The sequence below is a fragment of the Segatella copri genome (assembly GCF_026015295.1).
GTDB classification, from domain to species: domain Bacteria; phylum Bacteroidota; class Bacteroidia; order Bacteroidales; family Bacteroidaceae; genus Prevotella; species Prevotella copri_C.
Window position 1 is genome coordinate 1,497,711 of the sequence record NZ_JAPDUW010000001.1, and the last position, 26,703, is coordinate 1,524,413.

At 50.6% G+C, this 26,703-nt stretch carries 22 protein-coding genes and 2 tRNA genes; 14 read left to right on the plus strand and 10 right to left on the minus strand.

What is annotated here, in order from left to right; all coding sequences use genetic code 11:
- Nucleotides 1-125 precede the first annotated feature (125 nt).
- Nucleotides 126-413: a hypothetical protein gene (locus ONT18_RS06510; RefSeq protein WP_153085120.1), complete on the minus strand. Its 288-nt coding sequence runs from the start codon at nt 411-413 to the stop codon at nt 126-128.
- A gap of 238 nt (nt 414-651) precedes the next feature.
- On the opposite strand from ONT18_RS06510, the gene ONT18_RS06515 reads away from it, so the two are divergent.
- From ONT18_RS06515 to nrdG, 4 genes are all read left to right on the plus strand, one after another.
- Nucleotides 652-2,118: an SLC13 family permease gene (locus ONT18_RS06515; RefSeq protein ID WP_117695224.1), complete on the plus strand. Its 1,467-nt coding sequence runs from the start codon at nt 652-654 to the stop codon at nt 2,116-2,118.
- Nucleotides 2,119-2,163: 45 nt separating this feature from the next.
- Nucleotides 2,164-2,997: a type II pantothenate kinase gene (coaW, locus tag ONT18_RS06520; protein WP_022121336.1), complete on the plus strand. Its 834-nt coding sequence runs from the start codon at nt 2,164-2,166 to the stop codon at nt 2,995-2,997.
- A gap of 368 nt (nt 2,998-3,365) precedes the next feature.
- Nucleotides 3,366-5,585 carry an anaerobic ribonucleoside triphosphate reductase gene (locus ONT18_RS06525; protein ID WP_153113427.1) on the plus strand — a complete coding sequence of 740 codons (2,220 nt, stop codon included), beginning with the start codon at nt 3,366-3,368 and terminating at the stop codon, nt 5,583-5,585.
- A gap of 1 nt (nt 5,586) precedes the next feature.
- On the plus strand, nt 5,587-6,102 hold the full coding sequence (nrdG, locus tag ONT18_RS06530; protein WP_022121338.1) for an anaerobic ribonucleoside-triphosphate reductase activating protein: 516 nt from the start codon (nt 5,587-5,589) through the stop codon (nt 6,100-6,102).
- A 61-nt stretch (nt 6,103-6,163) separates the two neighbouring features.
- On the opposite strand, the gene ONT18_RS06535 is transcribed toward nrdG, so the two are convergent.
- On the minus strand, nt 6,164-6,580 hold the full coding sequence (locus ONT18_RS06535; RefSeq protein ID WP_050758648.1) for a 2-amino-4-hydroxy-6-hydroxymethyldihydropteridine diphosphokinase: 417 nt from the start codon (nt 6,578-6,580) through the stop codon (nt 6,164-6,166).
- Nucleotides 6,581-6,955: 375 nt separating this feature from the next.
- On the opposite strand from ONT18_RS06535, the gene ONT18_RS06540 reads away from it, so the two are divergent.
- The 3 genes from ONT18_RS06540 to ONT18_RS06550 all read left to right on the plus strand — a co-directional run bounded on the left by ONT18_RS06540 (nt 6,956) and on the right by ONT18_RS06550 (nt 9,750).
- Nucleotides 6,956-7,879 carry a glucosaminidase domain-containing protein gene (locus tag ONT18_RS06540; RefSeq protein ID WP_022121340.1) on the plus strand — a complete coding sequence of 308 codons (924 nt, stop codon included), beginning with the start codon at nt 6,956-6,958 and terminating at the stop codon, nt 7,877-7,879.
- Between the two features lie 74 nt (nt 7,880-7,953).
- Nucleotides 7,954-9,243, plus strand: coding sequence for an IgA Peptidase M64 (locus ONT18_RS06545; RefSeq protein WP_264904571.1), 1,290 nt, complete (start codon nt 7,954-7,956; stop codon nt 9,241-9,243).
- A gap of 24 nt (nt 9,244-9,267) precedes the next feature.
- Nucleotides 9,268-9,750, plus strand: coding sequence for a cytidine deaminase (locus tag ONT18_RS06550; RefSeq protein WP_117695216.1), 483 nt, complete (start codon nt 9,268-9,270; stop codon nt 9,748-9,750).
- 115 nt (nt 9,751-9,865) lie between these two features.
- On the opposite strand, the gene ONT18_RS06555 is transcribed toward ONT18_RS06550, so the two are convergent.
- The 7 genes from ONT18_RS06555 to spt form a co-directional block, all read right to left on the minus strand.
- Complete coding sequence (locus ONT18_RS06555; protein WP_264904574.1) at nt 9,866-11,308, minus strand: right-handed parallel beta-helix repeat-containing protein; 1,443 nt, start codon at nt 11,306-11,308, stop codon at nt 9,866-9,868.
- Between the two features lie 42 nt (nt 11,309-11,350).
- Nucleotides 11,351-12,043 carry an LrgB family protein gene (locus tag ONT18_RS06560; protein WP_006849545.1) on the minus strand — a complete coding sequence of 231 codons (693 nt, stop codon included), beginning with the start codon at nt 12,041-12,043 and terminating at the stop codon, nt 11,351-11,353.
- Nucleotides 12,040-12,345, minus strand: a complete 306-nt coding sequence (locus ONT18_RS06565) for a CidA/LrgA family protein (protein WP_233338974.1) — start codon at nt 12,343-12,345, stop codon at nt 12,040-12,042. The genes ONT18_RS06560 and ONT18_RS06565 overlap by 4 nt, the downstream gene beginning before the upstream one ends.
- A 71-nt stretch (nt 12,346-12,416) precedes the next feature.
- The gene (locus ONT18_RS06570) at nt 12,417-12,983 is read right to left on the minus strand and encodes an AAA family ATPase (RefSeq protein WP_117695213.1); all 567 of its coding nucleotides are present in this window, start codon (nt 12,981-12,983) and stop codon (nt 12,417-12,419) included.
- A gap of 126 nt (nt 12,984-13,109) precedes the next feature.
- A tRNA-Pro gene (locus tag ONT18_RS06575) sits at nt 13,110-13,183 on the minus strand.
- 37 nt (nt 13,184-13,220) lie between these two features.
- Nucleotides 13,221-13,294 (minus strand) — tRNA-Pro (locus tag ONT18_RS06580).
- A 266-nt stretch (nt 13,295-13,560) separates the two neighbouring features.
- Entirely contained in the window at nt 13,561-14,751 is a 1,191-nt protein-coding gene (gene spt, locus ONT18_RS06585; protein ID WP_118192048.1) for a serine palmitoyltransferase, read from the minus strand.
- 195 nt (nt 14,752-14,946) lie between these two features.
- Here spt and ONT18_RS06590 point away from each other — a divergent pair, with 195 nt between their 5' ends.
- Nucleotides 14,947-15,987 carry a diacylglycerol/lipid kinase family protein gene (locus ONT18_RS06590; RefSeq protein WP_117695210.1) on the plus strand — a complete coding sequence of 347 codons (1,041 nt, stop codon included), beginning with the start codon at nt 14,947-14,949 and terminating at the stop codon, nt 15,985-15,987.
- A gap of 198 nt (nt 15,988-16,185) precedes the next feature.
- Here ONT18_RS06590 and ONT18_RS06595 read toward each other — a convergent pair whose 3' ends face one another.
- Entirely contained in the window at nt 16,186-16,926 is a 741-nt protein-coding gene (locus ONT18_RS06595; RefSeq protein WP_264904578.1) for a tRNA1(Val) (adenine(37)-N6)-methyltransferase, read from the minus strand.
- A gap of 223 nt (nt 16,927-17,149) precedes the next feature.
- Here ONT18_RS06595 and lon point away from each other — a divergent pair, with 223 nt between their 5' ends.
- The 6 genes from lon (at nt 17,150) to ONT18_RS06625 (ending at nt 26,652) form a co-directional block, all read left to right on the plus strand.
- The gene (gene lon / locus ONT18_RS06600; RefSeq protein WP_264904580.1) at nt 17,150-19,615 is read left to right on the plus strand and encodes an endopeptidase La; all 2,466 of its coding nucleotides are present in this window, start codon (nt 17,150-17,152) and stop codon (nt 19,613-19,615) included.
- A 2-nt stretch (nt 19,616-19,617) separates the two neighbouring features.
- Nucleotides 19,618-20,745 (plus strand): tRNA guanosine(34) transglycosylase Tgt, encoded by a 1,128-nt coding sequence (gene tgt, locus ONT18_RS06605; RefSeq protein WP_022121351.1) that lies wholly within the window; start codon nt 19,618-19,620, stop codon nt 20,743-20,745.
- Between the two features lie 13 nt (nt 20,746-20,758).
- A complete protein-coding gene (locus ONT18_RS06610) occupies nt 20,759-22,000 on the plus strand; it encodes an LptF/LptG family permease (RefSeq protein ID WP_119237464.1) in 1,242 nt (413 codons plus the stop codon).
- A 42-nt stretch (nt 22,001-22,042) separates the two neighbouring features.
- Nucleotides 22,043-23,764 carry a DEAD/DEAH box helicase gene (locus ONT18_RS06615; protein ID WP_264904582.1) on the plus strand — a complete coding sequence of 574 codons (1,722 nt, stop codon included), beginning with the start codon at nt 22,043-22,045 and terminating at the stop codon, nt 23,762-23,764.
- A 32-nt stretch (nt 23,765-23,796) separates the two neighbouring features.
- Nucleotides 23,797-25,098, plus strand: coding sequence for a ComEC/Rec2 family competence protein (locus tag ONT18_RS06620; protein WP_264904584.1), 1,302 nt, complete (start codon nt 23,797-23,799; stop codon nt 25,096-25,098).
- 219 nt (nt 25,099-25,317) lie between these two features.
- Nucleotides 25,318-26,652, plus strand: a complete 1,335-nt coding sequence (locus tag ONT18_RS06625) for an NADP-specific glutamate dehydrogenase (RefSeq protein WP_006847509.1) — start codon at nt 25,318-25,320, stop codon at nt 26,650-26,652.
- Nucleotides 26,653-26,703 lie beyond the last annotated feature (51 nt).

The following is a 26,703-nucleotide window of genomic DNA, read 5'->3' on the forward strand; positions in this document are numbered from 1 at the left end:
TTTCCCCTTACGGAATCAGCATGTCATTAACAATCCTTTGTGCCTCAAATAAATAATACTTTTTTTCAAACTAAATCAACAGCCTAGCCTCACGGCTAAAACGTATATAATGTTCTTACCTTATTTCAAAACATGATGGTAACATATTCTGCAGCGATATCAACCAGCTTCTTGCGGCGGGCTACACCTATTATATAATGAGCCTCCTTCGCCGAACAGTGGAAGTATTTCTTCACAGCTGTTACCAGTTCTTCCTTGCTTATCGAGCAGATACCCTTAGGATAAGCCTTGCGGATAGCCTTCTCGATGTCCGCCATCTTATATTCATGGTGGCGCTTGTGGAAGTACTGCGATACAATGATAGAGAGAACTATCACGAGCAGGATGATAATAAATACTACAGACTTGTTCATTTCCTTATCTCCTTTTAATTGATTAGACAATATTAGGTTCGCTGAATCACCCTTCCGGGTGCTCCAAGTTTTCGGCATCACCGATAGCCGTTATCGGTAAATCCACTGCAAATATAGCATTTTTTCTTGAAACAACAACATTTTTCGGCATTTTTTTCACTATTTCTGCAAAAAAACTTGCTAAATACAAAAAAAACACGTATTTTTGCAAGAAAATAATCCTTAAGACAGAAAGATAATGCAAGAAACTGTAAAGAAAGTATTGAATGGCGATTTTAATCGCAAGAAAGCATTGCTGTTCCTCATAACGGCTCTGCTTACCGTTATCGTCTGGAACCTGCCCATCGACAGCTTCGGCATCGATGGACTCACCATCGTGCAGCAGCGCGTCATCGCCATCTTCGTCATGGCCGTGATGCTCTGGCTCACCGAGGCCATACCGGCATGGGCTACCAGCGTAGTGATCATCTTCGTGCTGCTGTTCTTCGTCAGCGACTCCGCCTTTAAGATCATGCAAGGTTCGGAGGCAGAGATGGGCAAGCTGCTCGACTATCAGGGTGTGATGGCGTGCTTCGCCGACCCTACCATCATCCTCTTCCTGGGCGGTTTCGTACTCGCCATAGCCGCTACCAAGAGCGGACTCGACGTGATGATGGCGAAGGCCCTGATTGCGCCATTCGGCAAGCGTTCTGAGAACGTGCTGCTGGGTTTCATGCTCATCACCGGCATCTTCTCGATGTTCATCTCAAATACAGCCACCGCCGCCATGATGCTCACCTTCCTCACACCGGTGTTCAAATCATTGCCGCCTTCGGGCAAGGGCCGCGTGGCGCTCACCATGGCCATACCTATCGGAGCCAACCTGGGCGGTATGGGAACCCCTATCGGAACCCCGCCTAACGCCTTCGCCTTCAAGGTATTGAACGACCCGGCAGGACTCAACCTGGGTCTCAGCTTCGGCGACTGGATGCTCATCATGGCCCCTATGGTGCTCATCATGCTCCTGATGGCATGGGTCATCATCCGCAAGATGTTCCCGTTCTCTGCCAAGACCATCGAGCTCAACATCGAGGGCAACATGCAGCACAACTGGCGCACCACGGTAGTGGCCGTCACCTTCCTCGCAACCATCGTGCTCTGGGTATTCGGCAAGCAGCTGGGCATCAACGCCAACACCGTGGCCATGCTCCCTATCGCCATATTCGCCCTTACGGGAGTGGTTACAGCCAAGGACCTGAAGGAGATTGACTGGGCTGTCATCTGGATGGTGGCAGGCGGATTCGCACTGGGTTTGGCGATGAACGGCACCGGTCTTGCCGAGGCAGCCGTAAAGAGCATTCCGTTTGCAGAATTCAATCCGCTGGTCATCATGATTGTATCCGGACTGGTATGCTTCATCCTGAGTAACTTCATCTCCAACACCGCCACCGCCGCCCTGCTCATCCCTATCCTCACGGTGGTATGCGCCGGCATGGGCGACAAGCTCAACACCATCGGCGGCACCTCTACCATCCTCATCGGAGTAGCGGTATCGGCCAGCTGCGCCATGTCGCTGCCTATCTCAACCCCTCCTAACGCCATCGCCTACTCTACCGGCCTCATCCAGCAGACCGACATGGTGAAGGCAGGACTCACGGTGGGCATCCTGAGCATGATAGTGGGCTACGCCGTGCTCATCACCTTCTGCAAGATGGGCGTGCTTTAGAGGGGCATGAACTGCGAAAATACACATTATTATATATATAAAGGAATGAAAAAGATTGTTATAGGAATCGACGTAGGCATCTCTACGACCAAGATTGTGGGCATCGATGAAAGCGGCGTAGTGGTAAGCCCTATCCGCATCAAGGCCACCGACCCTATCACCTCGCTCTACGGAGCCTTCGGCAAGTATCTTCACGACAACAAGATTGCGCTGAGCGATGTAGAACAGGTGATGCTCACAGGCGTAGGTTCAGCCTACATCGACGAGCCCATCTACGGACTGCCTACCTCGAAGAGCGAGGAGTTCGTGGCCGACGGACTGGGCGCCCGATACGAGAGCAAGCTCGACCGCATGATTGTGGTGAGCATGGGAACCGGAACATCGCTCGTAAAATGCGATGACAACGAGATAAGGCACATCGGAGGCATCGGCATAGGCGGCGGAACCCTGGCAGGACTGAGCCGCATCATGCTCAAGACCGATGACATCAAGCAGATTATCAACCTCGCCAAGGACGGCGACGTGAGCAAGATAAACCTGCTGATAGGCGACATCAGCGCCAAGCCTTTGCCCGGACTCCCGATGAACGCCACCGCATCGCTCTTCAGCAACGCCAAGGCCAACGCTTCGCGCGAAGACATCGCCATGGGACTCATCTGGATGGTGCTGCAGTCGATAGGTTCGGCTACCATCCTCTCATCGCTCGAATCGGGCATCAAGGATTTCGTGCTCATCGGCAACCTCACCCTGCTGCCGCAATGCCGCGAGGTGTTCCCAGCCATGGAGAAACTCTACGGAGTGAGGTTCAGAATACCGAAATACTCGGAATTCTGCACCGCCATCGGAGCTGCGCTCGACTATAAGCGACAAGCAAAATAATCACCCCCGAATCGCCGCAATGCCCTATACACGGGCGTTGCGGCGATTTTCATTTCCACCCCCTGCACGGCACACAGACAACAAGGGAAAAGCGCACACAAGCGCACAAAATGCGCAACACGCTGATAGATAACAACTTAAACGTTTCGGAAAACAGAAATTTGTCAAAGTTTTCCGAAACTTTTTCGTTTCTACCTGATTATCAGCGACTTAATATTTTTTAACGATAAAAAAGTTGTCCAAAAGTAATTACTTTCAGAAATATTTTATATCTTTGCAATGTCAAAAGGAGGTTCCTGTTTACCTCTTCAAGTCATAATGACTTAATACTAAGTAATTTAAACATCAATCGTAAAAGTAATACTAAAATGATCCAGACAGTAGTAAAGCGTGACGGACGCATCGTTGGATTCAACGAACAGAAAATCATGGCAGCCATTCGCAAGGCCATGTTGCATACCGACAAGGGTGAAGATACCACTCTTATCGAGCAGATAACCGACCACATCTCTTATCGCGGCAAGAGCCAGATGAGCGTTGAGGCCATTCAGGACGCCATCGAGATGGAGCTCATGAAGAGTGCCCGCAAAGATGTTGCCCAGAAGTATATCGCATACCGTAACCAGCGTAACATCGCCCGCAAGGCGAAGACACGCGACGTATTCATGAGCATCGTCAATGCCAAGAACAACGACATCACCCGTGAAAACGCCAACATGAATGCCGACACACCAGCCGGCATGATGATGAAGTTCGCTTCAGAAACCACTAAACCATTCGTCGACGACTACCTCCTCTCTGAGGATGTACGCGACGCCGTCATGCACAACTATATACATATTCACGATAAGGACTATTACCCAACCAAGAGTCTCACCTGCGTGCAGCATCCGCTCGACGTGATTCTGAACCACGGTTTCACAGCCGGTCACGGTTCAAGCCGTCCTGCCAAGCGCATCGAGACCGCAGCCGTGCTGGCTTGTATCTCTCTCGAAACCTGCCAGAACGAGATGCACGGTGGTCAGGCCATCCCAGCCTTCGACTTCTATCTGGCTCCATACGTACGCATGTCGTACCAGGAAGAGGTGAAGAACCTGGAGAAGCTGACAGGCGAAGACCTGAGCAACCTCTATGATGCGCCTATCGACGACTACATAGAGAAGCCGCTCGACGGACTGCAGGGCCGCGAACGCCTGGAGCAGCACGCTATCAACAAGACCGTGAACCGCGTGCATCAGGCGATGGAGGCATTCATCCACAACATGAACACCATCCACAGCCGCGGCGGTAACCAGGTCGTATTCTCAAGCATCAACTACGGTACCGATACCAGCGCCGAGGGCCGCTGCATCATGCGCGAAATCCTGCAGAGCACCTATCAGGGCGTAGGCAATGGCGAAACAGCCATCTTCCCTATCCAGATATGGAAGAAGAAGAGAGGCGTAAACTATCTGCCTGAGGACAGAAACTACGACCTCTACAAGCTGGCCTGCAAGGTAACAGCCCGCCGTTTCTTCCCTAACTTTCTGAACCTCGACGCCACCTTCAACCAGAACGAGAAGTGGCGTGCTGATGATCCGGAGCGCTACAAGTGGGAGATTGCAACCATGGGCTGCCGTACCCGCGTGTTCGAAGACCGCTGGGGCGAGAAGACCAGCATCGCCCGCGGTAACCTGAGCTTCTCTACCATCAACATCGTGAAGCTCGCCATCGAGTGCATGGGCATCGAAAACGAAAAGCAGCGCATCGACATGTTCTTTGCCAAGCTCGACAATATCCTCGACATCACAGCCAAGCAGCTCGACGAGCGCTTCCAGTTCCAGAAGACGGCGATGGCCAAGCAGTTCCCTCTGCTCATGAAGTATCTCTGGGTAGGCGCAGAAAACCTGAAGCCGGAAGAGACTATCGAGAGCGTCATCAACCACGGAACCCTGGGTATCGGCTTCATCGGATTGGCAGAATGCCTGGTTGCCCTCATCGGCAAGCACCACGGCGAGAGCGAGAAGGCACAGGAGCTGGGACTGAAGATTGTTACCTACATGCGCGACCGTGCCAACGAGTTCAGCGAGCAGTATCATCACAACTACTCTATCCTGGCTACTCCAGCCGAGGGATTGAGCGGTAAGTTTACAAAGAAGGACAGAAAGCAGTTTGGCGTCATCCCTGGCGTTACAGACCGCGACTATTATACCAACTCTAACCACGTGCCTGTATACTATAAGTGTACAGCCCTGAAGAAGGCACAGGTCGAGGCTCCATACCACGACCTGACCCGTGGCGGCCACATCTTCTATGTAGAGATTGACGGCGATGCTACCCACAACCCTTCTGTTATCGAGAGCGTGGTAGACATGATGGATAAGTACAACATGGGTTACGGCTCAGTAAACCACAACCGCAACCGCTGTCTCGACTGCGGCTACGAGAATGCTGACGCCCACCTCGAGGTTTGTCCTAAGTGCGGCAGCCACCACATAGACAAGCTGCAGCGCATCACCGGTTATCTGGTAGGTACTACAGACCGTTGGAACAGCGGCAAGCTTGCCGAGCTCCACGACCGAGTAACCCATATCGGAGGGGAAAAGTAAAATGATCAGCGTATTAAGCATCGTACATGATACGATGGTAGACGGTCCGGGCTTCCGCACATCCATTTATTGTGCGGGATGCCCCAACCATTGTCCGGGCTGCCATAATCCGCAGTCGTGGGACATCAGCCACGGCACGATGACCTCTACCGACGAGCTGATGAAGGAAATCATGAGCGACCCCTTCGCCAACGTCACCTTCTCGGGCGGCGACCCTATGTTTCAGGCAAAGGGCTTTGCCGAGCTGGCGCGCGCCATCAGGGAGCAGAGCAGCAAGAGCATCTGGTGCTTTACGGGCTATCTCTTCGAAAACCTCGTGAAGAATCCCGAGCAGCTGGAACTCCTCCGCCAAATCGATGTATTGGTAGACGGCCCCTTCGTACAGGCATTGCGCGATGAAGACCTCTTCTTCAGGGGCAGCAGCAACCAGCGCATCATCAACGTGCAGAAGTCGCTGAAAGAAGGAAGAGTGATAGAACTCAATCTTACAACAGAAAACCCGAATCCGGTATTGTAAATCTACATACCAGATTCGGGTTTCCCGTTTATTTTTTCATGCACGGATTACACGGATTTTCTTATCTTAAATATTTCCTATCCCTCTTAGCATCCTTCTCTTCGAGGTAGCTGATAGAACTCTGAATATAATCACGCTCCCACTCGCTCTCGTGCAATTTCTCATCGCCATAGAGCAGAAGGTCGAGATCCAGCGGAACATCTACCTTACGATAAGGGCCACGGATTCTGCGTCCGCATCTCTGCTCCACACTCCGCAGCGCGGCAAGCACAGACTTCTTAGAGCAGATGGTTTCCCCCAACATCACCTGATTCAGAAACTTGTCTGAATTCTCCAGTCCGATAGGCTCAGTCCACATGCGCGGACCGAAAAGGCTGTTCCTGAACATACAACTCAGATGTTCATGTGCCTTCAACACATTCTCCTCCTGATTTCTGTTAGAGCCGATAGCTATAATTACTTTTGTACGAGTTTTCATTATTAAAATCTTTATTCAAGTTTCGCAAGTTTTACCCCACACGCCCTGAAAGGGCAGAAGCTCCTAGCCCAGGGCATCGCCCTGGGTTATTACGGACGCAAACCTGTCGCCCTGTAAGGGCAAAAGCTTTCAAGTACCAGGCAATTTACAAAGCTTTTGCCCTTACAGGGCGCCTTGCTGATTGCTATTATACCCAGGGCGATGCCCTGGGCTAGGAGCTTCTGCCCTTTCAGGGCGTGCTGCTTCTGGAGCTTTTGGGCCTTCAGCCCGTACTTAAGCCACATGCGAAAGTTCAATATGCAATATTTTGTGCAAAGATATTAAAAATTTTGTAATAAACCGCGATTTATCCGTTTTTTTTTATATTTTTGCAGAATGAATCATCTAAAAGCAAACATTTTAGGGCTCGCTCTGCTCTGCTGCCTCCCGATGGGCGCACAGCTGAAGTGGAACCAGGCCTATCAGACATATATCAACCAGTATAAGGATCTTGCCATCGAGCAGATGCTCCGTTACCGCATTCCAGCCAGCATCACCCTAGCACAGGGACTGTTTGAGAGTGCGGCAGGAAGGAGCGACCTCGTACGCCAGGGCAACAACCACTTCGGCATAAAATGTCACAACTGGACGGGACCAACCCAGTACCACGACGATGATGCCCGTGGCGAATGCTTCCGCGTATACCAGGACGCAAGAGACAGCTACGAAGACCACAGCAAGTTCCTGGCGCGCCAGCCACGCTACGCACGCCTCTTCGAACTCTCGCAGCACGACTACAAGGGATGGGCTCGCGGACTGAAAGCCTGCGGCTACGCCACTAACCCGCAGTATGCCAGCAAGCTGATACAGATTATAGAGCTCTACAAGCTCAACCAGTATGACAAGGCCAAGCGCTACGACCGCTTCATGGCAACCCACAGCGGTACCGACCAGCCTGTAAACGCCGAAGGATTGCTGCACCCTATCCATATCTTCAACAAGAATTACTATCTCTATGCCCGCGAAGGCGACACCTTCAAGAGCATAGGCAAGGAGGTGGGCATCAGCTGGCGCAAACTGGCTCGCTACAACGAGCGCAACAAGCACGCCGTGCTGCACAAGGGCGACATCATCTATCTGAAGAAGAAACGCTCCAAGGCACCTAAGCAGTATAAGAAGCGCCCTCACGTGATACAGCCGGGCGAAAGCATGTACGCCATCTCGCAGAAGTATGGCATCCGACTGGAGAAACTCTACAAGATGAACCATCTCGATCCTAACATCCCAGTAAGCGTAGGAACACGACTGAGGGTGAGATAAGTGATTAGTGATTCGGTCACTTGGTGATTCGGTGAGAAATGTGAATGTGAATGTGAATTTTAAATGAAAATACAATGAAGAGAATGATATTATCCCTCGCCACCATGGCGATGCTGATGGCGCCCGGCACAATAAAGGCGCAAAACTTTGACGACTATTTCACAGACAAGACGCTGCGGGTAGACTATACCTTTGCCGGCAACCAGAAGCAGCAGATGATAGCCGTAGACGAACTCAACGTAATGCCACGCTGGTACGGAAAACGACAACGACTGGCCGAACTCCCGGTAGAGGGCAACGGACAGATAACCGTACGCGACCACCGCTCGGGCAAAATCATCTACCGCAACTCCTTCTCCACCCTCTTCCAGGAATGGCTCTCCTATCCAGAGGCAGAGAAGAACACGCAGAGTTTCGAGAACGTATTCCTCGTTCCGATGCCGAAAGATACCGTAGACATCACCCTCGACCTGCGCAACAACCGCCGCGAGATAACCGCCACGCTCACCCACCAGGTAGCGCCGAAAGACATTCTGATTCATCAGAAAGGCAACAAACCTACACCATACGTCACCCTGCAGCAGGCTGCCGACACCACCCGATGCATCCACATCGCATACGTGGCTGAAGGCTATACCGATGCAGAGATGCCTGTCTTCCTGAAAGATGCGCAGGAGGCTACAGAGGCCATCTTCGCCCACGAACCCTTCAAGAGCATGAGAGACCGCTTCAACATCGTAGCCGTAAAATCGCCATCCCAGCAGAGCGGACCTAGCATCCCAGCCCAGGGCATCTGGCACGAGACCGCCCTCAGCTCTCATTTCGACACCTTCTACAGCGACCGCTACCTTACCACCCTGCATCTCAAAGACCTGCACAACTGGCTGGCAGGTACCCCTTACGAGCACATCATCGTGCTGGTAAATTCGGATAAGTATGGCGGTGGCGGCATCCTCAATTCATACAATCTCACCACCTGCCACCAGAAATGGTTCAAGCCGGTAGTGGTGCATGAGTTTGGCCATTCCTTTGCCGGACTTGCCGATGAATACGCCTACGAGCAGGAGCAGATACCGATGTATCCTCATGATGTAGAGCCTTGGGAGAAGAACATCACTACCCTTGCCGATTTCCACGGAAAATGGGAGAACATGATAGACAAGAAGACCAAGATTCCTACTCCGCTCTCAAAGAAAGAGAAGGAGGCGGTGAGCAAGGTGGGTGTCTTCGAAGGTGCCGGATACAGCGTGAAGGGCGTTTACCGCGGTGTGCAGGACTGCCGTATGCGCATCAACGAAACACCGGAATTCTGCCCGGTATGCAAGAAGGCGCTGCAGGACATCATCGACTTCTACACGAAATAAAGAAATCATAAAAACATTATATCTATGAAAGAGCAAAACCTAAACATCAGATACATGGTGGCTCAGCTCTCAGAGTTGAGCCAGCAGGAGCAGGAGCTCGTAAACAGGGCGAAGGCTGCCACCAGCAATGCGTATGCTAACTACAGCCACTTCTATGTGGGAGCAGCCCTGCTATTGGGCGACGGCAGAATAGTGATTGGAGCCAACCAGGAGAACGCCGCCTTCCCGTCGGGACTCTGTGCCGAGCGCAGCGCCATCTTCGGTGCCCAGAGCAACTATCCCGACCAGCCTATCCTGACGCTCGCCATAGCAGCGAGAAACGGGAATGGTTTCCTCAAGTCGCCTATCTCGCCATGCGGAGCCTGCCGCCAGGTGATACTGGAGATGGAAGACCGCTACCAGCGCCCCGTACGCATCCTGCTTTATGGCGAGAACGGAACCTACTGCTTCGACAGCATCAAAGACCTTCTCCCCTTCTGCTTCGTAGATTCAAACATGAAGGAATAAGATTTACAGAGCCCACTTTAAAAAAGGGGTTCAGGATATAAGGAAAAGCCCTACAGGAAAGTCTGCATGACGCAAACTTCCTGTAGGGCTTTCTTCTTATTCCTCCTTATACTCATTATTCCTCCTTATACTCAAAGCATCCTGCGGCAGGCTGCTCTTTCTTTCTCGGCAAACCATCACGGTCGGTTGCAGGCAGGGTTTCGGCATCTGCCTTACCTATTGCTGCCGACTCCTTGCGCAGATGGAAATCATACTTCAGATTATCGGTGTCGAAAAGGCGGAAATGCTTCTCGGCAAACACCGTCGTATCCTTGACGTCCTCATAAACCACATGGGTGAACTTCAGACTGTCGTCCGTCTCCAGCTTCTCCGTGCGCAACACACAATGGTCGAAGAGGAAATTGAAGGCATCCTCCTCTTTCGGAGCCTCCCAGACCACCTCATCATCATGATAGCCCGTTACGAGCGAATTTCTTACCTCGAAACGAGGCAGCGGAGAGGCAAAACCGATGGCAGACTCGCGGCGCCCGTCAAACGGATAGAACTGGGCTATGGTGCAGCCGTTTACCTCAACATCGCCACCCTCAACATAGAGCGGATGCTTCAGGCAGTTGGTTATCTGCGAGTTATAAATCTGCACCTTGGCAGAATCAACCCTCACACCGTAGCCCTGACTGTTATGAATCGTAGCATTCTCGATGAGCAGTTTCTGCTTCGTAGCATCGCCCGCTTCTATCATCACAGCATCGTAGGCACTATGAATATCAGCAAACGAAATCCTGCAGTCATGAGCCGAAGACATCAGTCTGATTCCCTGCCATTGTCCCGGTGTGCGGTCATAAGGCAGATAATCGAACATGTGGTCCAGCCGGTCGCCCCGCATCACCACTTCCCTGTCCTTTTCGCCCTCAATCTTAAGCGACCCGAACACCTGCAAACCCGCATTCTCGTGGAAATAGAGTTGGGTGCCCGGAGCAATGGTCAGCGTAGCCGCCTCATCAACCCTGATTTCCCCATAAACCACTACCGGCAGCGTGCTCTGCAGCAGCTTGTCTTCCTTCACCTCGAGCGAATTGAGTTTCATCGCATCCCATGAAAACGCCCTCAGGTTCACCTTCTGTTCCACGCCACTTTCCAGCGCAAACACCAGGTTATCGCTCACCAGCTGCGGCTCTTCGCTGTTCTGCATCGCCGAAGTCAGTTCTACGAACACACGTATGCTGTCACCCTTCCTGATCTCCACATTCTGCGTCTGGAATCCCGCTTCGGTGCCCAGATAAGAGCCGTCAACATTCACCCGGTAGCCCTTCTGGTTACCATTTTCCAGACGCACCGACTGGCAGCGCAGAGCCTTGCCCGTACGGTTGTAAACCCAGAAGCTTCGGGTAGGCGTAGGCACATTCGAGAAGGTGGTGTCCATCTTCAGCGTATCTACCGAAAACGAGAGCACATCTCCCCTCGACGTTGAGAAACTCTCATCGTCGGCACAACTGGCAAGAAGGGCGCTCATCGCCATCCCTACACCCATTATATACAAAAATCCCTTTTTCCGTTTCATATCTATAAAAACGGAAAAAGGGAAATATTATTGTATCTGCCTCTACATAAACAGAGCAAAGATGGATGAGCCTACAACCGTCATCACACCGCAAACCACGATGCTCAGACTGCTCATGGCTCCCTCTATGGTACCCATTTCCATCGCCTTTGCCGTACCCAGCGCATGGGCAGAACAGCCGATGGCGATACCTTTGGCAATAGGCTCCTTGATGGAGAGAAGCTTCAGGAACTTCTCGGCAAAGATGTTGCCCAGCACACCCGTTACGATGATGACAACCACCGAAACCGAAACATGACCACCCAACTCCTCAGAAACGCCGATACCGATGGCGGTAGTGATACTCTTAGGCAGGAAGGTAACGTAGGACGCATGGTCGAAATGGAAGATGAGGGCGAGAATGAGCACGGAGCAGAGACTCGCCAGCACGCCCGAAACGATACCGATCAGCACAGCCCGATAATTCTTCTTCAGAAGCTCAACCTGCTGATAAAGTGGCACAGCCAGACAGATGGTGGCTGGTGTGAGCAGATAACTGATGCTGTTGGCGCCCGCCGAATAGGTCTTGTAATCTACGCCCGTCAGCAGGAGCGTGATGATAACGAGGATGATGGAGATGAGCAGCGGGTTCATCAGCGACCATCCCGTCTTCAGCTTCAGCAGCATGCCTATGCCGTAGGCTGCCAGACTGATGAGAACGCCGAAGAAGACAGAATCCTGGAACAACTGGTTCATTTCTTCGCCTCCTTTCCTTTTCTGATTACCAACTGCGTAATCCAGCCCGAAGCACCCATCACGACAAAGGTGCTGACCACCGTAACTACGATATACTGGAACCATGCATTACCGATATCCTGATAAGAATCAATCAATCCTACGGCAGCCGGAATAAACATCACGGGCATGATGGCAATGAGGAAACTGCTGGTTTCGCGGATATGCTTCACCTTGATCAGTTTTGTTTCCAGCGCAAGGAAGAGCAGGATGATGCCATAGATGCTTGCCGGAATAGGCAATGGCAGCAAAAAATGGAGCAATTCCCCAGCAAAGGAGAACGCTATGATTATCAAAAATTGAATTAAAAACTTCATGTTGAATTACTTTAAATTTATATCAAGCTAACGTACTGCTCAATGAGGCTTGCCGTCTCTTCTACGCCCAGGCGCACCGTATCCAGGCAGATGTCGTAATCATCGGCATTTCCCCAGGTAAGGCCTGTATAATACTTATGATAAGCCACTCTGCAATCCTCGGTGTGCTCTACAAACTCCTCAGCTTCCTCATACGAAAAGCCCTTCTCCTCCTGAATCTCCTTGATGCGAGCCTCCAGATTGCCGCTCAGGAAAACAGAAATCAAGTCCTTGCGCTCGCGGAAGATATAGTTGCCGCAACGGCCGATGATGATACAGTCTTCATCGCCTATCATATCGGCAAGTGTACGGAGCGGTTTCTCTGTCAGCGCCCTCTGCGTTTCGCCAAGCGACGACATCGAGAAGAGCAGTTCATCTACCGGCCGCTCATCGAAGAAAGCCTCCATCTCGTCGAGCACTCCTCTCTGTTCAGCCATTTCCATCATATTTTTACGGGTATAAAAAGGAATACCATACTTTTCGGCGAGCAGCTTGCCCACGCGAATAGCGCCACATCCACACTGGCGCGCTATCGTTATAATCATGATTCTATAAAATTAAAACGTATATAATAATTACTCAGTTCCGTTATCCCCCTCCAGCCCATCCAGGGCGGGAGTTTTATATAGCAAAAAAGCTAAGAAGATTTGACTCTTCTTAGCTTTCTTGTGTCGGGGCGACAGGATTCGAACCTGCGACCACCTGTTCCCAAAACAGGAGCGCTACCGGGCTGCGCTACACCCCGCTTGTGCTTTGCTAAAGGTTTGAGTGAGAGAAAATAGTCGGGGCGACAGGATTCGAACCTGCGACCACCTGTTCCCAAAACAGGAGCGCTACCGGGCTGCGCTACACCCCGCTTACTCATCTCTACGATACCTCTTAAGCATTGCTTTAAGCATCATTTCTGAATTGCGAGTGCAAAGGTACTACATTTTTTCGATTCCACCAAATTTTTCCGTAACTTTTTTCAAAAAAAGATGCATTTAAATGCAAAATGGCTAGGAAACAGGCAAAAAATAAGGGCAACCCCTATCCGGAATTGCCCTTATACCTTATTATATATATAGTAGCGGCAAAGAACCGCAACCATACTTGCTGAACTTTTAAATCAGAAATCTGATTTTACTTGATGATTCCCTCTTCTACGAAAATCTTCTTCAAGATCTGGACAGCCCGCTCAACCTGCTCTCTTGTATGAGTAGCCATGAGTGCGAAACGTACCAATGTATCCTGAGGAGCACAAGCTGGAGGAATAACAGGGTTGATGAACACACCTGCATCGTAAGCCATCTTGGTAACAACGAATGTCTTCTCAGCATCGCGTACGTAGAGAGGAATGATAGGACTCTCTGTCTCGCCAATCTCGAAACCTTCCTCGCGGAAACGCTTCAAGGCATAGTTGGTTACATCCCAGAGATTCTCGAAACGCTCTGGCTCATTCTGAATGATGTGGAGAGCCTCGAGAGCTGCTGCTGTGGCAGCTGGAGTGTTAGAGGCGCTGAAGATGTAAGTACGGCAGTTGTGACGGAGGAAGTTGATTGTATCCTTGTCTGATGCGATGAAACCGCCGATAGAAGCCAGACTCTTAGAGAATGTACCCATGATGAGGTCTACCTCGTCGGTCAGACCGAAGTGGTCGCATACACCACGACCCTGCTTGCCGAATACGCCAAGACCATGAGCCTCGTCTACCATGATAGAGCAGTTGTACTTATGCTTGAGCTTAACGATTTCAGGCAAGTTAGCCAGATCGCCCTCCATAGAGAACACACCGTCAACAACGATGAGCTTGATAGCCTCCTGAGGGAGCTTAGAGAGCACGCGCTCCAAATCTTCCATATCGTTGTGCTTGTAGTGGAGCTGGGTAGCGAATGAGAGGCGGCGGCCATCTACGATACTTGCGTGGTCGCGGTCATCGCAGATAATATAGTCGTTACGACCTACTACGCAAGCCAAGACACCCTGGTTTACAGAGAATCCTGTAGAGAAACACAAAGTTTCATCCTTGCCCATAAACTCAGCAAGCTCCTTTTCGAGCTGCACGTGCAAATCGAGCGTACCATTGAGGAAACGGCTTCCTGCACAACCAGAACCATACTTGTCGAGCGCTGCCTTTGCTGCATCAATAACACGCTGGTCATTAGTCAAACCCTGATAAGCATTAGAACCGAACATCAGGATCTTATGACCATCGATGTCGGTTACCTCTGTCATCTGCTTACTTGTGATCTCACGGAAATATGGATACACACCGGCAGCCATATACTTCTGAGGTTCACGATAATTCTTGTATCTTTCTTGTAATTGTCCCATTATTAATAGGTGTACTTTATTTTCTTTTTTTATACTTTTCTAACTTTCAGGGTGCAAAGATACAAAAAAGAACTCAATAAACGGCTTTTTTTATAAGAAAGTTTACTTTTATAGTTTTTTTAATCGATATTTCTTGTTATTTTGGGTATTTTTATTACTTTTGCAGCCTAAATTTTACAAACTCTTGACTATATAATGAAGAAAAAGATACTTTTCATCATGAATCCGATTTCAGGAACAGCCAGCAAGGCGGCAGTTCCCAGTCTGATAGATTCTGGTTTGGACAAAGAGCTTTTTGAGTACGAGATAAGAATGACTGAAAGAGCTGGGCACGCTTCGGAAATTGCTACCGAAGCGAAGAACAACCATGTAGATGTGGTTGTGGCGGTTGGTGGTGACGGAACCGTCAACGAGGTGGCCCGCTCACTGGTTCACTCCGATACTGCCCTCGGCATTCTGCCTTGCGGTTCGGGCAACGGATTGGCAAGACATCTGCTGCTCCCGATGAACCTGAAGAAATGCATAGAGGTCATCAACCAATGCCAGATTAGAGATCTGGATTATGGTGTCATCAACGACCACCCGTTCTTCTGCACCTGCGGCATGGGCTTTGACGCTTTCGTCAGCATGAAGTTTGCCGAGAGCGGCAAGCGTGGTCCTATCACTTATGCAGAAAATATCCTGCGCGAGGGATTGAAGTATAAGCCTGAGACTTACACGCTGGAGGACGAGACGGGCACCAAGCAGTATAAGGCGTTCCTCATTTCCTGTGCCAACGCATCTCAGTATGGCAACAATGCCTATATTGCCCCTCAAGCATCCATGAGCGACGGTTTGATGGATGTCGTCATCATGGAACCATTCGATGTTATCGAGGCGCCTCAGGTAAGTTTCGACATGTTCAACAAGACGTTGGACAAGAACTCGAAGATCAAGTCGTTCCGCTGCAAGAAGCTCCATATCACCCGCAGTCAGCCAGGCGTAATCCATTATGATGGCGACCCTGTGATGACGGGGGCAGAGATTGATGTTCACCTGGAAGAAAAGGGAATCAAGATGCTGGTGAACCCATTTGCGAACAAGAACGACCGCAAGCCGAACATGATTCAGTCTGCCTTTGCCGATTTCTTCAACGACATCAATGCCGTGCGCGATGATATTCATAAAGACATCCAGCGCCAGAGCAAAAGAGTAGAAGCTATCAGCAAACTGGTACAGAAGAAGCTGAACCTTTGAGGGAATGTTGAGTGTTGAATGTTGAATGTTGAATTTAGAGGGAGTGTTGAGTGTTGAATGTTGAGTGTTGAGTGTTGAGTGTTGAGTGTTGAATGAAATGTTCTGAAGTATCGCAAGTAAGCTCAGTTAATCATTAAACCCTATCCATTCAACATTCAACATTCAACACTCAACATTCCCCTATCCATTCAACATTCCTCAAAGGTAGAATTCTTCCGTTATTTTCCTATACCATTCCGAGCGATTTCCCTGCGAATCCATCATTGTTTCAACATGCTCTTCATAAGGCGAAATGCGATGCTTGGCAAAACTCAGCATAAAGCGCTTGGGCTGCTTGCGCTCTACCGTCTTCACACCACACTTCCGTATAAGATAAAAACCTAATATACAAGACTCTGCAACAAACTGCTCCACTACTTCTACGGGAACAATTGCAGAGAAAACACCATCATCAGAAAGTAACCGTTTTACACCCGCAAACAAGTCGCGGAACGGAAGACTGTCCGTATGTCTCGCCATCGTCCTCTTACTGTCCGGATTTTTCAAGCTATCTACAAAGAACGGAGGATTGCTCACTATCGCATCAAAAACACCGGCAGCCTTCAAACCTTCAGCAGTTCCAGAAGCCTCAGCAGCTTCCGAAGCCCCCCCGAAATCCTGCAGTCTGCAGCATTCTATTTCCACCCTGTCGCTAAACGGACTAGCCATCACATTCTCCCTCGCCTGTCCGCAGGCATCAGCATCCATATCAATCCCCACGACCTCAGCCTCAGGAAAACGCTGCGCCATCATGAGCGAAATCAGTCCCGTTCCGGAACCAATGTCCAGAATCCGCCTGCCACCTTGCGCCCATGCACCCAGCAAAACGCCGTCAGTTCCCACTTTCATGGCACAACGGTCTTGCTCTATCTCAAACTGTTTAAATCGAAAATTACCCATAAATTCTTCTGTCTCTTTACAGAAGAAAACGAATGCGCCGCCGATTTATTTTATCGCAAGCAGCAGAAATTGCCACTTCCACCTGCAAAAGCAGCTGCTTACATCTATAAAAACGGGTACTAATATATAGAAAAAGCAATTTTATTATTAAATAATCTATCATCTTCCACGATATTTCACAAAAAATGAGTACCTTTGCACGGAAAATAGAAATCATAACAAAATGGATAATAGAAGAACAAGTACCCGAATACAAATGATTGCAGATTACGAGGGCGACCCGAAAACCCTGATCGAAGACCAGGAAGAAGGCTTGTACCCTACCCTCTGCATGCGAGATATTGTAGTTTTCCCTACCAACATGACCCCTATCGTTGTGGGCAGAAAGGAAAGTCTGAATCTCGTCCGGATGCTGGAAAAGAAGCCAGACACCATATTCTGCGTATTCTGCCAGAAGAACAAAGATACAGAATCGCCCTACGAAGAAGACCTCTACCCTGTAGGTGTCTTCGCCAAACTCATCAAGGTGATCAAGATGCCTGGCACAGAGCAGATGAGCATCATCATCCAGGGTCTGGGCAGATGTCAGATGAAACATCTCGTTCAAAAAGAGCCTTACACAGTAATTGACGTAAAAAGTCTTCCGGAGAAATGGCCTGACGAGAACAACGATGAACTCTTCAGAATGCTCTACGAGAACTTCCATTACGAAGCGACAGACTATATCAAATCAAACGCCAACTATACTGATGAGGCCATCCAGGCCATCAACGAACTCTCGAGCATTCACATGCAGTGCAACTTCATGTGCTCCCTCCTCCCTTTCTCCATCGAGGATAAAATCAAGATGCTGAAAGAGGAAAATCTCAGCGAGCGCATCATGATTGCCATCAGATCCCTGAACAAGGTGCGCCATCTGCTACGCATCCAGACTGAGATTGAGAACAAAACCCACTACGACCTCGATGAACAGCAGAAGGAATACTTCCTCAAGCAGCAGATCAAGAACATCAGGGAAGAACTGGGAGAAGGCAACGCCAGTCCGGAGAAGAAGGAGATTCTGGAGAAGGCGAAACAGAAGAACTGGAGCGAAGAGACAGCCAAGATCTTCAAGAAAGAAATTGCCAAGCTCGACACCCTGAACCCGCAGAGTCCTGACTATTCGATACAGATAGGATTCCTGCAGACCATGGTAGATTTGCCTTGGAACTCCTACACCCAGGACGACCTCAGTCTGACCCGTGCCAAGCGCATTCTGAACCACGACCACTACGGCATGGAGAATGTGAAGGAGCGCATCCTGGAATTCCTCGCCGTAAGAGCACTGAACGGCGGCGGCAAGAGTCCTATCCTCTGCCTCTACGGTCCTCCGGGCGTAGGAAAGACCAGTCTGGGCAAGAGTATCGCAGCAGCCATGAAGCGCAAGTATGTACGCATGTCGCTGGGCGGTCTGCACGATGAAGCCGAAATCCGCGGTCACCGCCGCACCTATGTGGGAGCCATGCCGGGCCGCATCATCAAGAACATGCTGAAGGCAGGCAGCAGCAATCCGGTCTTCATCCTCGACGAGATTGACAAGGTGGCGCAGAGCAATTTCAACGGCGACCCAGCATCAGCCCTGCTCGAAGTGCTGGACCCGGAACAGAACAATGCCTTCCACGACAACTATCTCGATATGGATTACGACCTCTCCAAGGTGCTCTTCATCGCCACAGCCAATGACCTGAGCGTCATTCCGCGTCCGCTCCTCGACCGTATGGAGCTGATAGAAGTAGGCGGCTACATCACCGAAGAGAAGACAGAGATTGCCAAGCGCCATCTCGTACCGGAAGAGCTGGAAAGCACCGGACTCGACAAGGTTTCGCCGAAGGTAAGCTTCAACAAGAATGCCCTCGAGTTCATCATCGAGCACTACACCCGGGAGAGCGGCGTAAGACAGCTGAAGAAGCAGATTGACAAGAGTCTGCGCAAGATGGCTTACAAACTTGCCTGCAACCAGGAGCTGAAGAACTACACCATCACCCCTGCCGAAGTAAAAGACCTGCTGGGCAATCCGCCGTTCAACCGCGACATCTACCAGGGCAACGACTATGCAGGAGTGGTAACCGGACTGGCCTGGACCTCTGTGGGCGGCGAAATCCTCTACATCGAAACCTCGCTCAGCAAGGGCAAGGCTGGCAAACTCACCCTGACCGGAAATCTGGGCGACGTGATGAAGGAATCAGCCATTATCGCACTGGAATACGTCAAGTCGCACATCGACCTGCTGCAGGTAGACTACCGCATCTTCGAGCAGTGGAACATCCACATCCACGTGCCTGAGGGAGCCACCCCGAAAGACGGTCCTTCTGCCGGAATCACCATCGCCATCAGCATCGCCTCAGCCATCACCCAGCGCAAGGTGCGTGCCAACACAGCCATGACCGGCGAGATAACCCTCCGCGGCAAAGTGCTCCCGGTAGGCGGAATCAAGGAGAAGATTCTGGCAGCCAAGCGGGCAGGAATCAAGCACATCGTGATGTGCAGGGAGAACCAGAAGAACGTAGAGGAAATACCGGAGAAATATCTCAAGGGCGTAGACTTCCACTATGTAGAGAATGTGGCTGACGTCTGGCAGTTCGCGCTGACCGACGAGAAGGTGAAAAACCCTACAGACTTCAGCATTGAGGAAAATGATAAAAAAGAATAGAAATGAAATTTGAATTACAAGTAACAGATAAAGCAAGCGATGCGCGTACAGGCATCATCACCACCGACCACGGACAGATCAAGACCCCAATCTTCATGCCCGTAGGAACCGTAGGAAGCGTGAAGGGCGTCCACTTCGAGGAACTCAAGAAGCAGGTCATGGCACAGATTATCCTCGGAAACACCTATCACCTCTACCTGCGCCCAGGTCTTGACGTCATCAGGGCAGCAGGCGGCTTGCACAAGTTCAACGGCTGGGACCGTCCTATCCTCACCGATAGCGGCGGCTTCCAGGTATTCTCGCTCACCGGCATCCGCAAGCTCAAGGAAGAAGGCTGCGAGTTCCGCTCCCACATCGACGGCAGCAAGCACTTCTTCACACCGGAGAATGTGATGGACACCGAGCGCGTCATCGGAGCCGACATCATGATGGCCTTCGATGAATGTCCACCGGGACAGAGCGATTACCAGTACGCCAAGAACAGCCTCATGCTCACCCAGCGCTGGCTAGACCGCTGCATCAAGCGGTTCAACGAAACCGAGCCCCTCTACGGCTATCAGCAGAGTCTCTTCCCTATCGTTCAGGGCTGCACCTTCCCGGACCTGCGCCGCGAAGCAGCCAAATACATTGCCGACAAGGGAGCCGACGGAAATGCCATCGGCGGACTTGCCGTAGGAGAGCCTACCGAGGTGATGTATGAGATGATAGAAGTAGTGAACGAAATCCTGCCGAAAGACAAGCCGAGATATCTGATGGGCGTAGGAACCCCGCAGAACATCCTCGAAGCCATCGAGCGCGGCGTAGACATGTTCGACTGCGTAATGCCGACCCGCAACGGCCGCAACGCCATGCTCTTCACCTATCAGGGCACGATGAACATGCGCAACAAGAAGTGGGAGAAAGACTTCAGTCCGGTAGATCCAGACGGCTGCGACATCGACCTCGTAACCACGAAGGCCTACCTCCACCACCTCTTCAAGGCCCAGGAGCTGCTGGCGATGCAGATAGCCAGCATCCACAACCTCTCTTTCTATCTGCGCCTCGTGACCGATGCCCGCCATCATATCGAGCAGGGCGATTTCGTGGCATGGAAGAATTCCATCATCGACCAGCTTGGCCGAAGAATTTAAGTAAGCAAGCATCATGAAAGATTTTAAGAAAATAAGAAAACACCGCCGGCTCTACCGCACCGGCCGATGGGCTTCCCGCAAGTTCGGGTGGCTCATCAGGGCTGTGCGCTGGCTGGCTCACAAGCTCCGGTTCCTGCGCATATTCAGGTTTCTCAACCCGTTCAGGTACATCAAGAAGCTCGACTGGTACATTATCAAGAAGTTTCTGGGCTACTATTTCTTCTCCATCGCCCTGATCATCTCCATCGCCATCGTCTTCGACTTCAACGAGAACCTGTCAAAATTCACAGAGCACCATGCACCGGCGCGCGCAATCATCTTCGATTACTACGCCAACTTCGTGCCCTATTTTGCCAACCTCTTCAGTGCGCTGTTCGTGTTCGTGGCGGTCATTCTCTTCACCACCAAGCTGGCAAGCAATTCTGAAATCATCGCTATCCTGGCGTCGGGAGTATCCTTCAAGCGTCTCCTCCGCCCATACATGATTACCTGCGTGCTGCTCTCAGCCCTCTCCTTCGGGCTCTCAGCCTACGTCATTCCCCACGGAACCGTTATCAGGCAGAACTTCGAGACGATGTACAAGAACAAGAAGAAGAATACCAGTGCCGAGAATGTACAGTTGCAGGTAGACAAGGGAGTGATTGCCTATATGCAGCATTACGACAACAGCATGAAACGCGGCTACGGATTCTGTCTCGACAAGTTCCAGGACAAGAAACTCGTAAGCCACCTTACAGCGATGGACATCCAGTACGACACCATTTCCGACAGCAAGTATCACTGGCAACTGAGCAACTGGAAAATCCGCAAGCTCCAGGGCATGAAGGAGCATATTACGAGCGGAGCGCAGAAGGACACCATCATCATGATGGAACCTACCGACCTGGTCTATTCCAAGGGTCAGCAGGAAACCTTCACCAGTCCTGAGCTCCGCGATTACATCTCCAAGCAGATCAACCGCGGTTCGGGCAACGTAGTGCAGTACGAGGTAGAATACCACAAGCGCATCGCCTCTTCCTTCGCCTCGTTCATCCTCACCATCATCGGCGTCTCCCTCTCAGCCCGCAAGCGCAAGGGCGGCATGGGAGCAGCATTGGGCGTAGGACTTGCGCTGAGTTTCGGCTACATCATGCTGCAGACGGTTTCTGCCACCTTCGCCATCCAGGCCAATTTCCCGCCTGTTCTGGCAGCGTGGCTTCCAAACTTCCTCTTCGCCATCGTAGCCTACTTCTGCTACCGCAAGGCACCGAGGTAAAAAAGTCAACATTCAACATTCAACATTCAACATTAAAAAAAAATGTATTTCGACGAATTAGATTTAAATGACAACGTGCTCGACGCATTATACGACATGCGCTTCGACACATGCACTCCAGTACAGGAAAAGTGCATTCCAGAGATATTAGAAGGTCACGATGTCTTGGGTGTAGCCCAGACCGGAACCGGCAAAACCGCAGCCTATCTGCTGCCAGTATTGAGCAAGCTCGATGACGGCGGTTATCCGAAAGACGCCATCAACTGCGTCATCATGTCACCAACCCGCGAGCTCGCCCAGCAGATAGACCAGGCGATGCAAGGCTTCGGCTATTACCTGCAGGGCGTGAGCAGCGTAGCCGTATACGGCGGCAACGACGGCAACCGTTACGATCAGGAGTTGCGCAGCCTCCGCATGGGCGCCGATGTAGTCATCGCCACCCCGGGCCGCCTCATCTCCCATATCTCTCTGGGCAATGTAGACCTCAGCAAGGTAAGCTTCTTCATTCTCGACGAGGCCGACCGCATGCTCGACATGGGTTTCTCTGACGACATCAAGACCATCGCGGCAAAACTGCCAAAGACCTGCCAGACCATCATGTTCTCGGCAACCATGCCTGAGAAGATAGAAGAACTGGCTAAGACCCTGCTCAAGAATCCGGTAGAAATCAAACTTGCCGTCAGCAAGCCAGCCGAGAAAATCAAGCAGGAAGCATACGTATGCTACGAAACCCAGAAGATGACCATCATCAAGGACATCTTCAAGGCGGGCGACCTGAAGCGCGTCATCGTCTTCAGCGGCAGCAAATTCAAGGTGAAGCAACTCGCAGCTTCCCTCCAGCAGATTGGAGTAAACTGCGGAGCCATGCACAGCGACCTGGAACAGGCTGAACGCGATGATGTGATGTTCAAGTTCAAGAGCGGACAGTATGATGTTCTCGTAGCTACCGACATTGTGGCGCGCGGAATCGACATCGATGATATTGAGATGGTCATCAATTACGATGTTCCTCACGATACAGAAGATTACGTTCACCGCATCGGCCGTACAGCCCGTGCCAACCGCGATGGTAGAGCCATCACCTTCGTGAGCGAAGAAGACCAGTACTGGTTCCAGCAGATAGAGAAGTTCCTGGAGAAGGTGGTAGACAAGATGCCTCTCCCTGAGGGATGCGGCGAAGGTCCTGAATACATCAAGCTCAACAAGCCGAAGAAGAAAGGCGCAAACGGAAGAAACAACAGACACGGTAACGGCGGAAACGGCGAGGGCGGAAAGAACAGCGCCAAGAACCGCCGACAGAAAGACCGCGACCAGACTTCTCACAAGCGCAAGCCAAACAAGCCAAACGAGCGTCAGGAAAAAGCACCACGCAACAACGAGCAGCAGCCACAGCAGGGTAACAGGCAGCAGAACGCAAAGCAGCAGCCTCAGCAGGGCAACAGGCAGCAGAACGCAAAGCAGCAGCCTCAGCAGGGCAACAGGCAGCAGAACGCAAAGCAGCAGAACAGAAAGCCAGCCCAGCCAGGCGAGCAGCCAAAAAACAGCAACAGCCAGAAGCGCCGCAATAACAGCAATAACAGCAACCAGCAGCGCCCAGGCACCGAGAACAATGTTCGCCCGGGCAGCAACGGCCGTGGCAGAGGCGTAGCCCAGAAAAAGGGCGACAAGCCGGCTGCACGCAAGCACACCCCTATCGTAAATCCACAGAAGAAAGAAAACGCTGTGAAGACATTCATCAAGCGCATCTTCGGATTCAAGAAATAGGAAATAAATCATCTTTTAAAAAGGAAAGAGGAATGATGAAAGAGCTACCCCTCACCCCGCTCATGACCATCAGCCTCACACTGACGATCGGAATCATCATAGCCAAATGGGGCTATGATGATTTCAACATGCGCTTCTGGCTCATCATCTCCATCATTTCATGCGCCCTTGGCAGCATCATCTTTTTCCTTACTGAGTTCTTAAGCCCAAAAGCTTACTTCAGCAGGAGCCACCAGTTTCTCATCTTCTCCCAATGCGTGATGATTCATTTATGCATCCTGAGCCTTGGGGCTTTTCTTACCTGTAAGCAAATAGCTGATTCCCAAACCTCTACACAACTGAAGAACTGGCAGGAACTGTCTTACCTCACACGGGCAAAAATCAATACCGAACGCTATAAAAGCAATATTGAAAGCAAACTGGTTTCCCTTCACTTAAAACAGCAAGACTATGCAGTCATCGCAGCCATGGCGCTGGGCGACAAGAGCGCACTCGACTCGAACACCCGAAACAGTTACTCCATTTCCGGAGCCAGTCACATCCTGGCAGTAAGCGGACTTCATATAGGCATAATCTTCCAGCTTTTCATCTTTCTGCTAGGCGGCAGAAAGTACTCAGTTTACACCATCATCCTGTCCCTCATCTCCATCTGGACCTACGTTTTTCTCATAGGATTACCGGCAAGTGCAGTCCGTGCAGCCATCATGCTTTCAGCCTACAGCTTAAGTTTAGCATTCCATCGTACCGGTCTGCCGCTCAACACCTTAGCCTCAGCTTATATATTTATGCTTTTCATCAGTCCGCTCTATCTTTTCGAGTTGAGTTTCCAGCTTTCGTTCCTGGCAGTAGCCTCCATTCTGCTGTTCTTCACACCCCTTTACACCCTCCTCCCCATCCGCAGCCGTTTCATCCGTTGGGCATGGGGACTCCTTTGCGTTTCGCTGGCAGCCCAGGTAGGAACCCTTCCGGTCATCGTCTACACCTTCGGCAGAATATCGTGCTATTCACTTCTCACCAATTACATCGCCATTCCCGCAGCAACCATCATCCTATATCTTGGAGCAGCCTTAATCCTGTTCTCCCCACTCACGTTATGGGCGCCCATAGCACCGGTTGTCGCCCCACTCATCAGCCTTACATCAGGCGCCCTGACCAGCATCACCCAGTTTTTGAATACAGCCATAAAACTGATCAGCATGCTGCCTGGAGCAAGCATCGAAAACGTAAGAATCAGTCTGCCTCAGGTAATCGGTCTCTACGCTATCATCCTGCTCATTTATGCCCTATGGCGCAGGATAGATAAACAGAAGTCGTCAGAATGCAAGATTCCCTAAAACGGAGATAAAGGCTTAAACCCCGAAAAACGTCTCTTATATAATAAGGTGTGCGTACACAAAAGCGCTACAAATCGTGATTAAGAATGTTAAAAAATATCTTTTTTCTACTTTTTCTGCATTTTTTCTTTCTTTTTGTTGGTGTTTTCAAGAAAAACATGTATCTTTGCAATCAGAAATAAAAAATAAGAATTTAAACACAATAAAAGATTAAAGATTATGAAAGCATCTGAAGTAATCGCGAATCTCCAAAGAAGATTCCCAAATGAGCCTGAGTACATTCAGGCAGTTAGTCAGGTTCTCGGTACTATCGAGGAAGAGTACAACAAGCACCCAGAGTTTGAGAAGGCAAACCTCATCGAGCGTCTCTGCATTCCAGACCGCATCATCCAGTTCCGCGTATCTTGGGTAGATGATAAGGGCAACGTACAGACTAACATGGGTTACCGCGTACAGCACAACAACGCGATTGGCCCTTACAAGGGAGGTCTTCGCTACCACAAGTCAGTAAACTTGGGTATTTTGAAGTTCTTGGCTTTCGAGCAGACATTCAAGAACTCTCTTACTACTCTCCCAATGGGTGGTGCTAAGGGTGGTTCCGACTTCTCTCCACGTGGCAAGAGCAACAACGAGGTAATGCGTTTCTGCCAGGCTTTCATGACAGAGCTTTATCGTCACATGGGTCCAGACGAGGATGTTCCAGCTGGTGACATCGGTGTAGGTGGCCGTGAGGTAGGTTACCTCTTCGGAATGTACAAGAAGTTGACACACCAGTTCCAGGGCGTCTTGACCGGTAAGGGTCAGGAGTTCGGCGGTTCATTGATCCGTCCTGAGGCTACAGGTTACGGTAACGTATACTTCCTCTGCAACATGCTCGCTACCAAGGGTATTGACATCAAGGGCAAGACTGTTTTGGTTTCAGGTTCAGGTAATGTAGCCCAGTACACTATGGAGAAGTTGCTCCAGTTGGGTGCTAAGCCAGTTACATGTTCAGATTCTGACGGTTACATCTACGACCCAGACGGAATCGACCGCGAGAAGCTCGATTACATCATGGAGCTCAAGAACGTAGAGCGTGGCCGTATCAAGGAATATGCAGAGAAGTATGGTGTAAAATATGTTGCAGGTGCTAAGCCTTGGTTTGAGAAGGCAGACATCGCTCTCCCATCAGCTACTCAGAACGAAATCAACGAGGAGGCAGCCAAGGCTCTCATCGCCAACGGTGTAATCGCAGTAAGCGAGGGTGCTAACATGCCTTCTACTCCAGAGGCTATCAAGGTATTCCAGGATGCTAAGATTCTCTACTCTCCAGGTAAGGCAGCCAACGCAGGTGGTGTTGCAGTATCAGGTCTTGAGATGAGCCAGAACTCAGAGCGTCTGAAGTGGTCTCGTGAGGAGGTTGATGCTAAGCTCCACGACATCATGAACGATATTCACGCTAACTGCGTGAAGTATGGTACTGAGCCAGACGGTTACGTAAATTACGTAAAGGGTGCAAACGTAGCCGGCTTCCTGAAGGTAGCTAAGGCTATGATGGCTCAGGGCATTGTATAAGACAATAAATTTTCCTATAAAATATTTAAATAAAATTAATATAATAGGAAA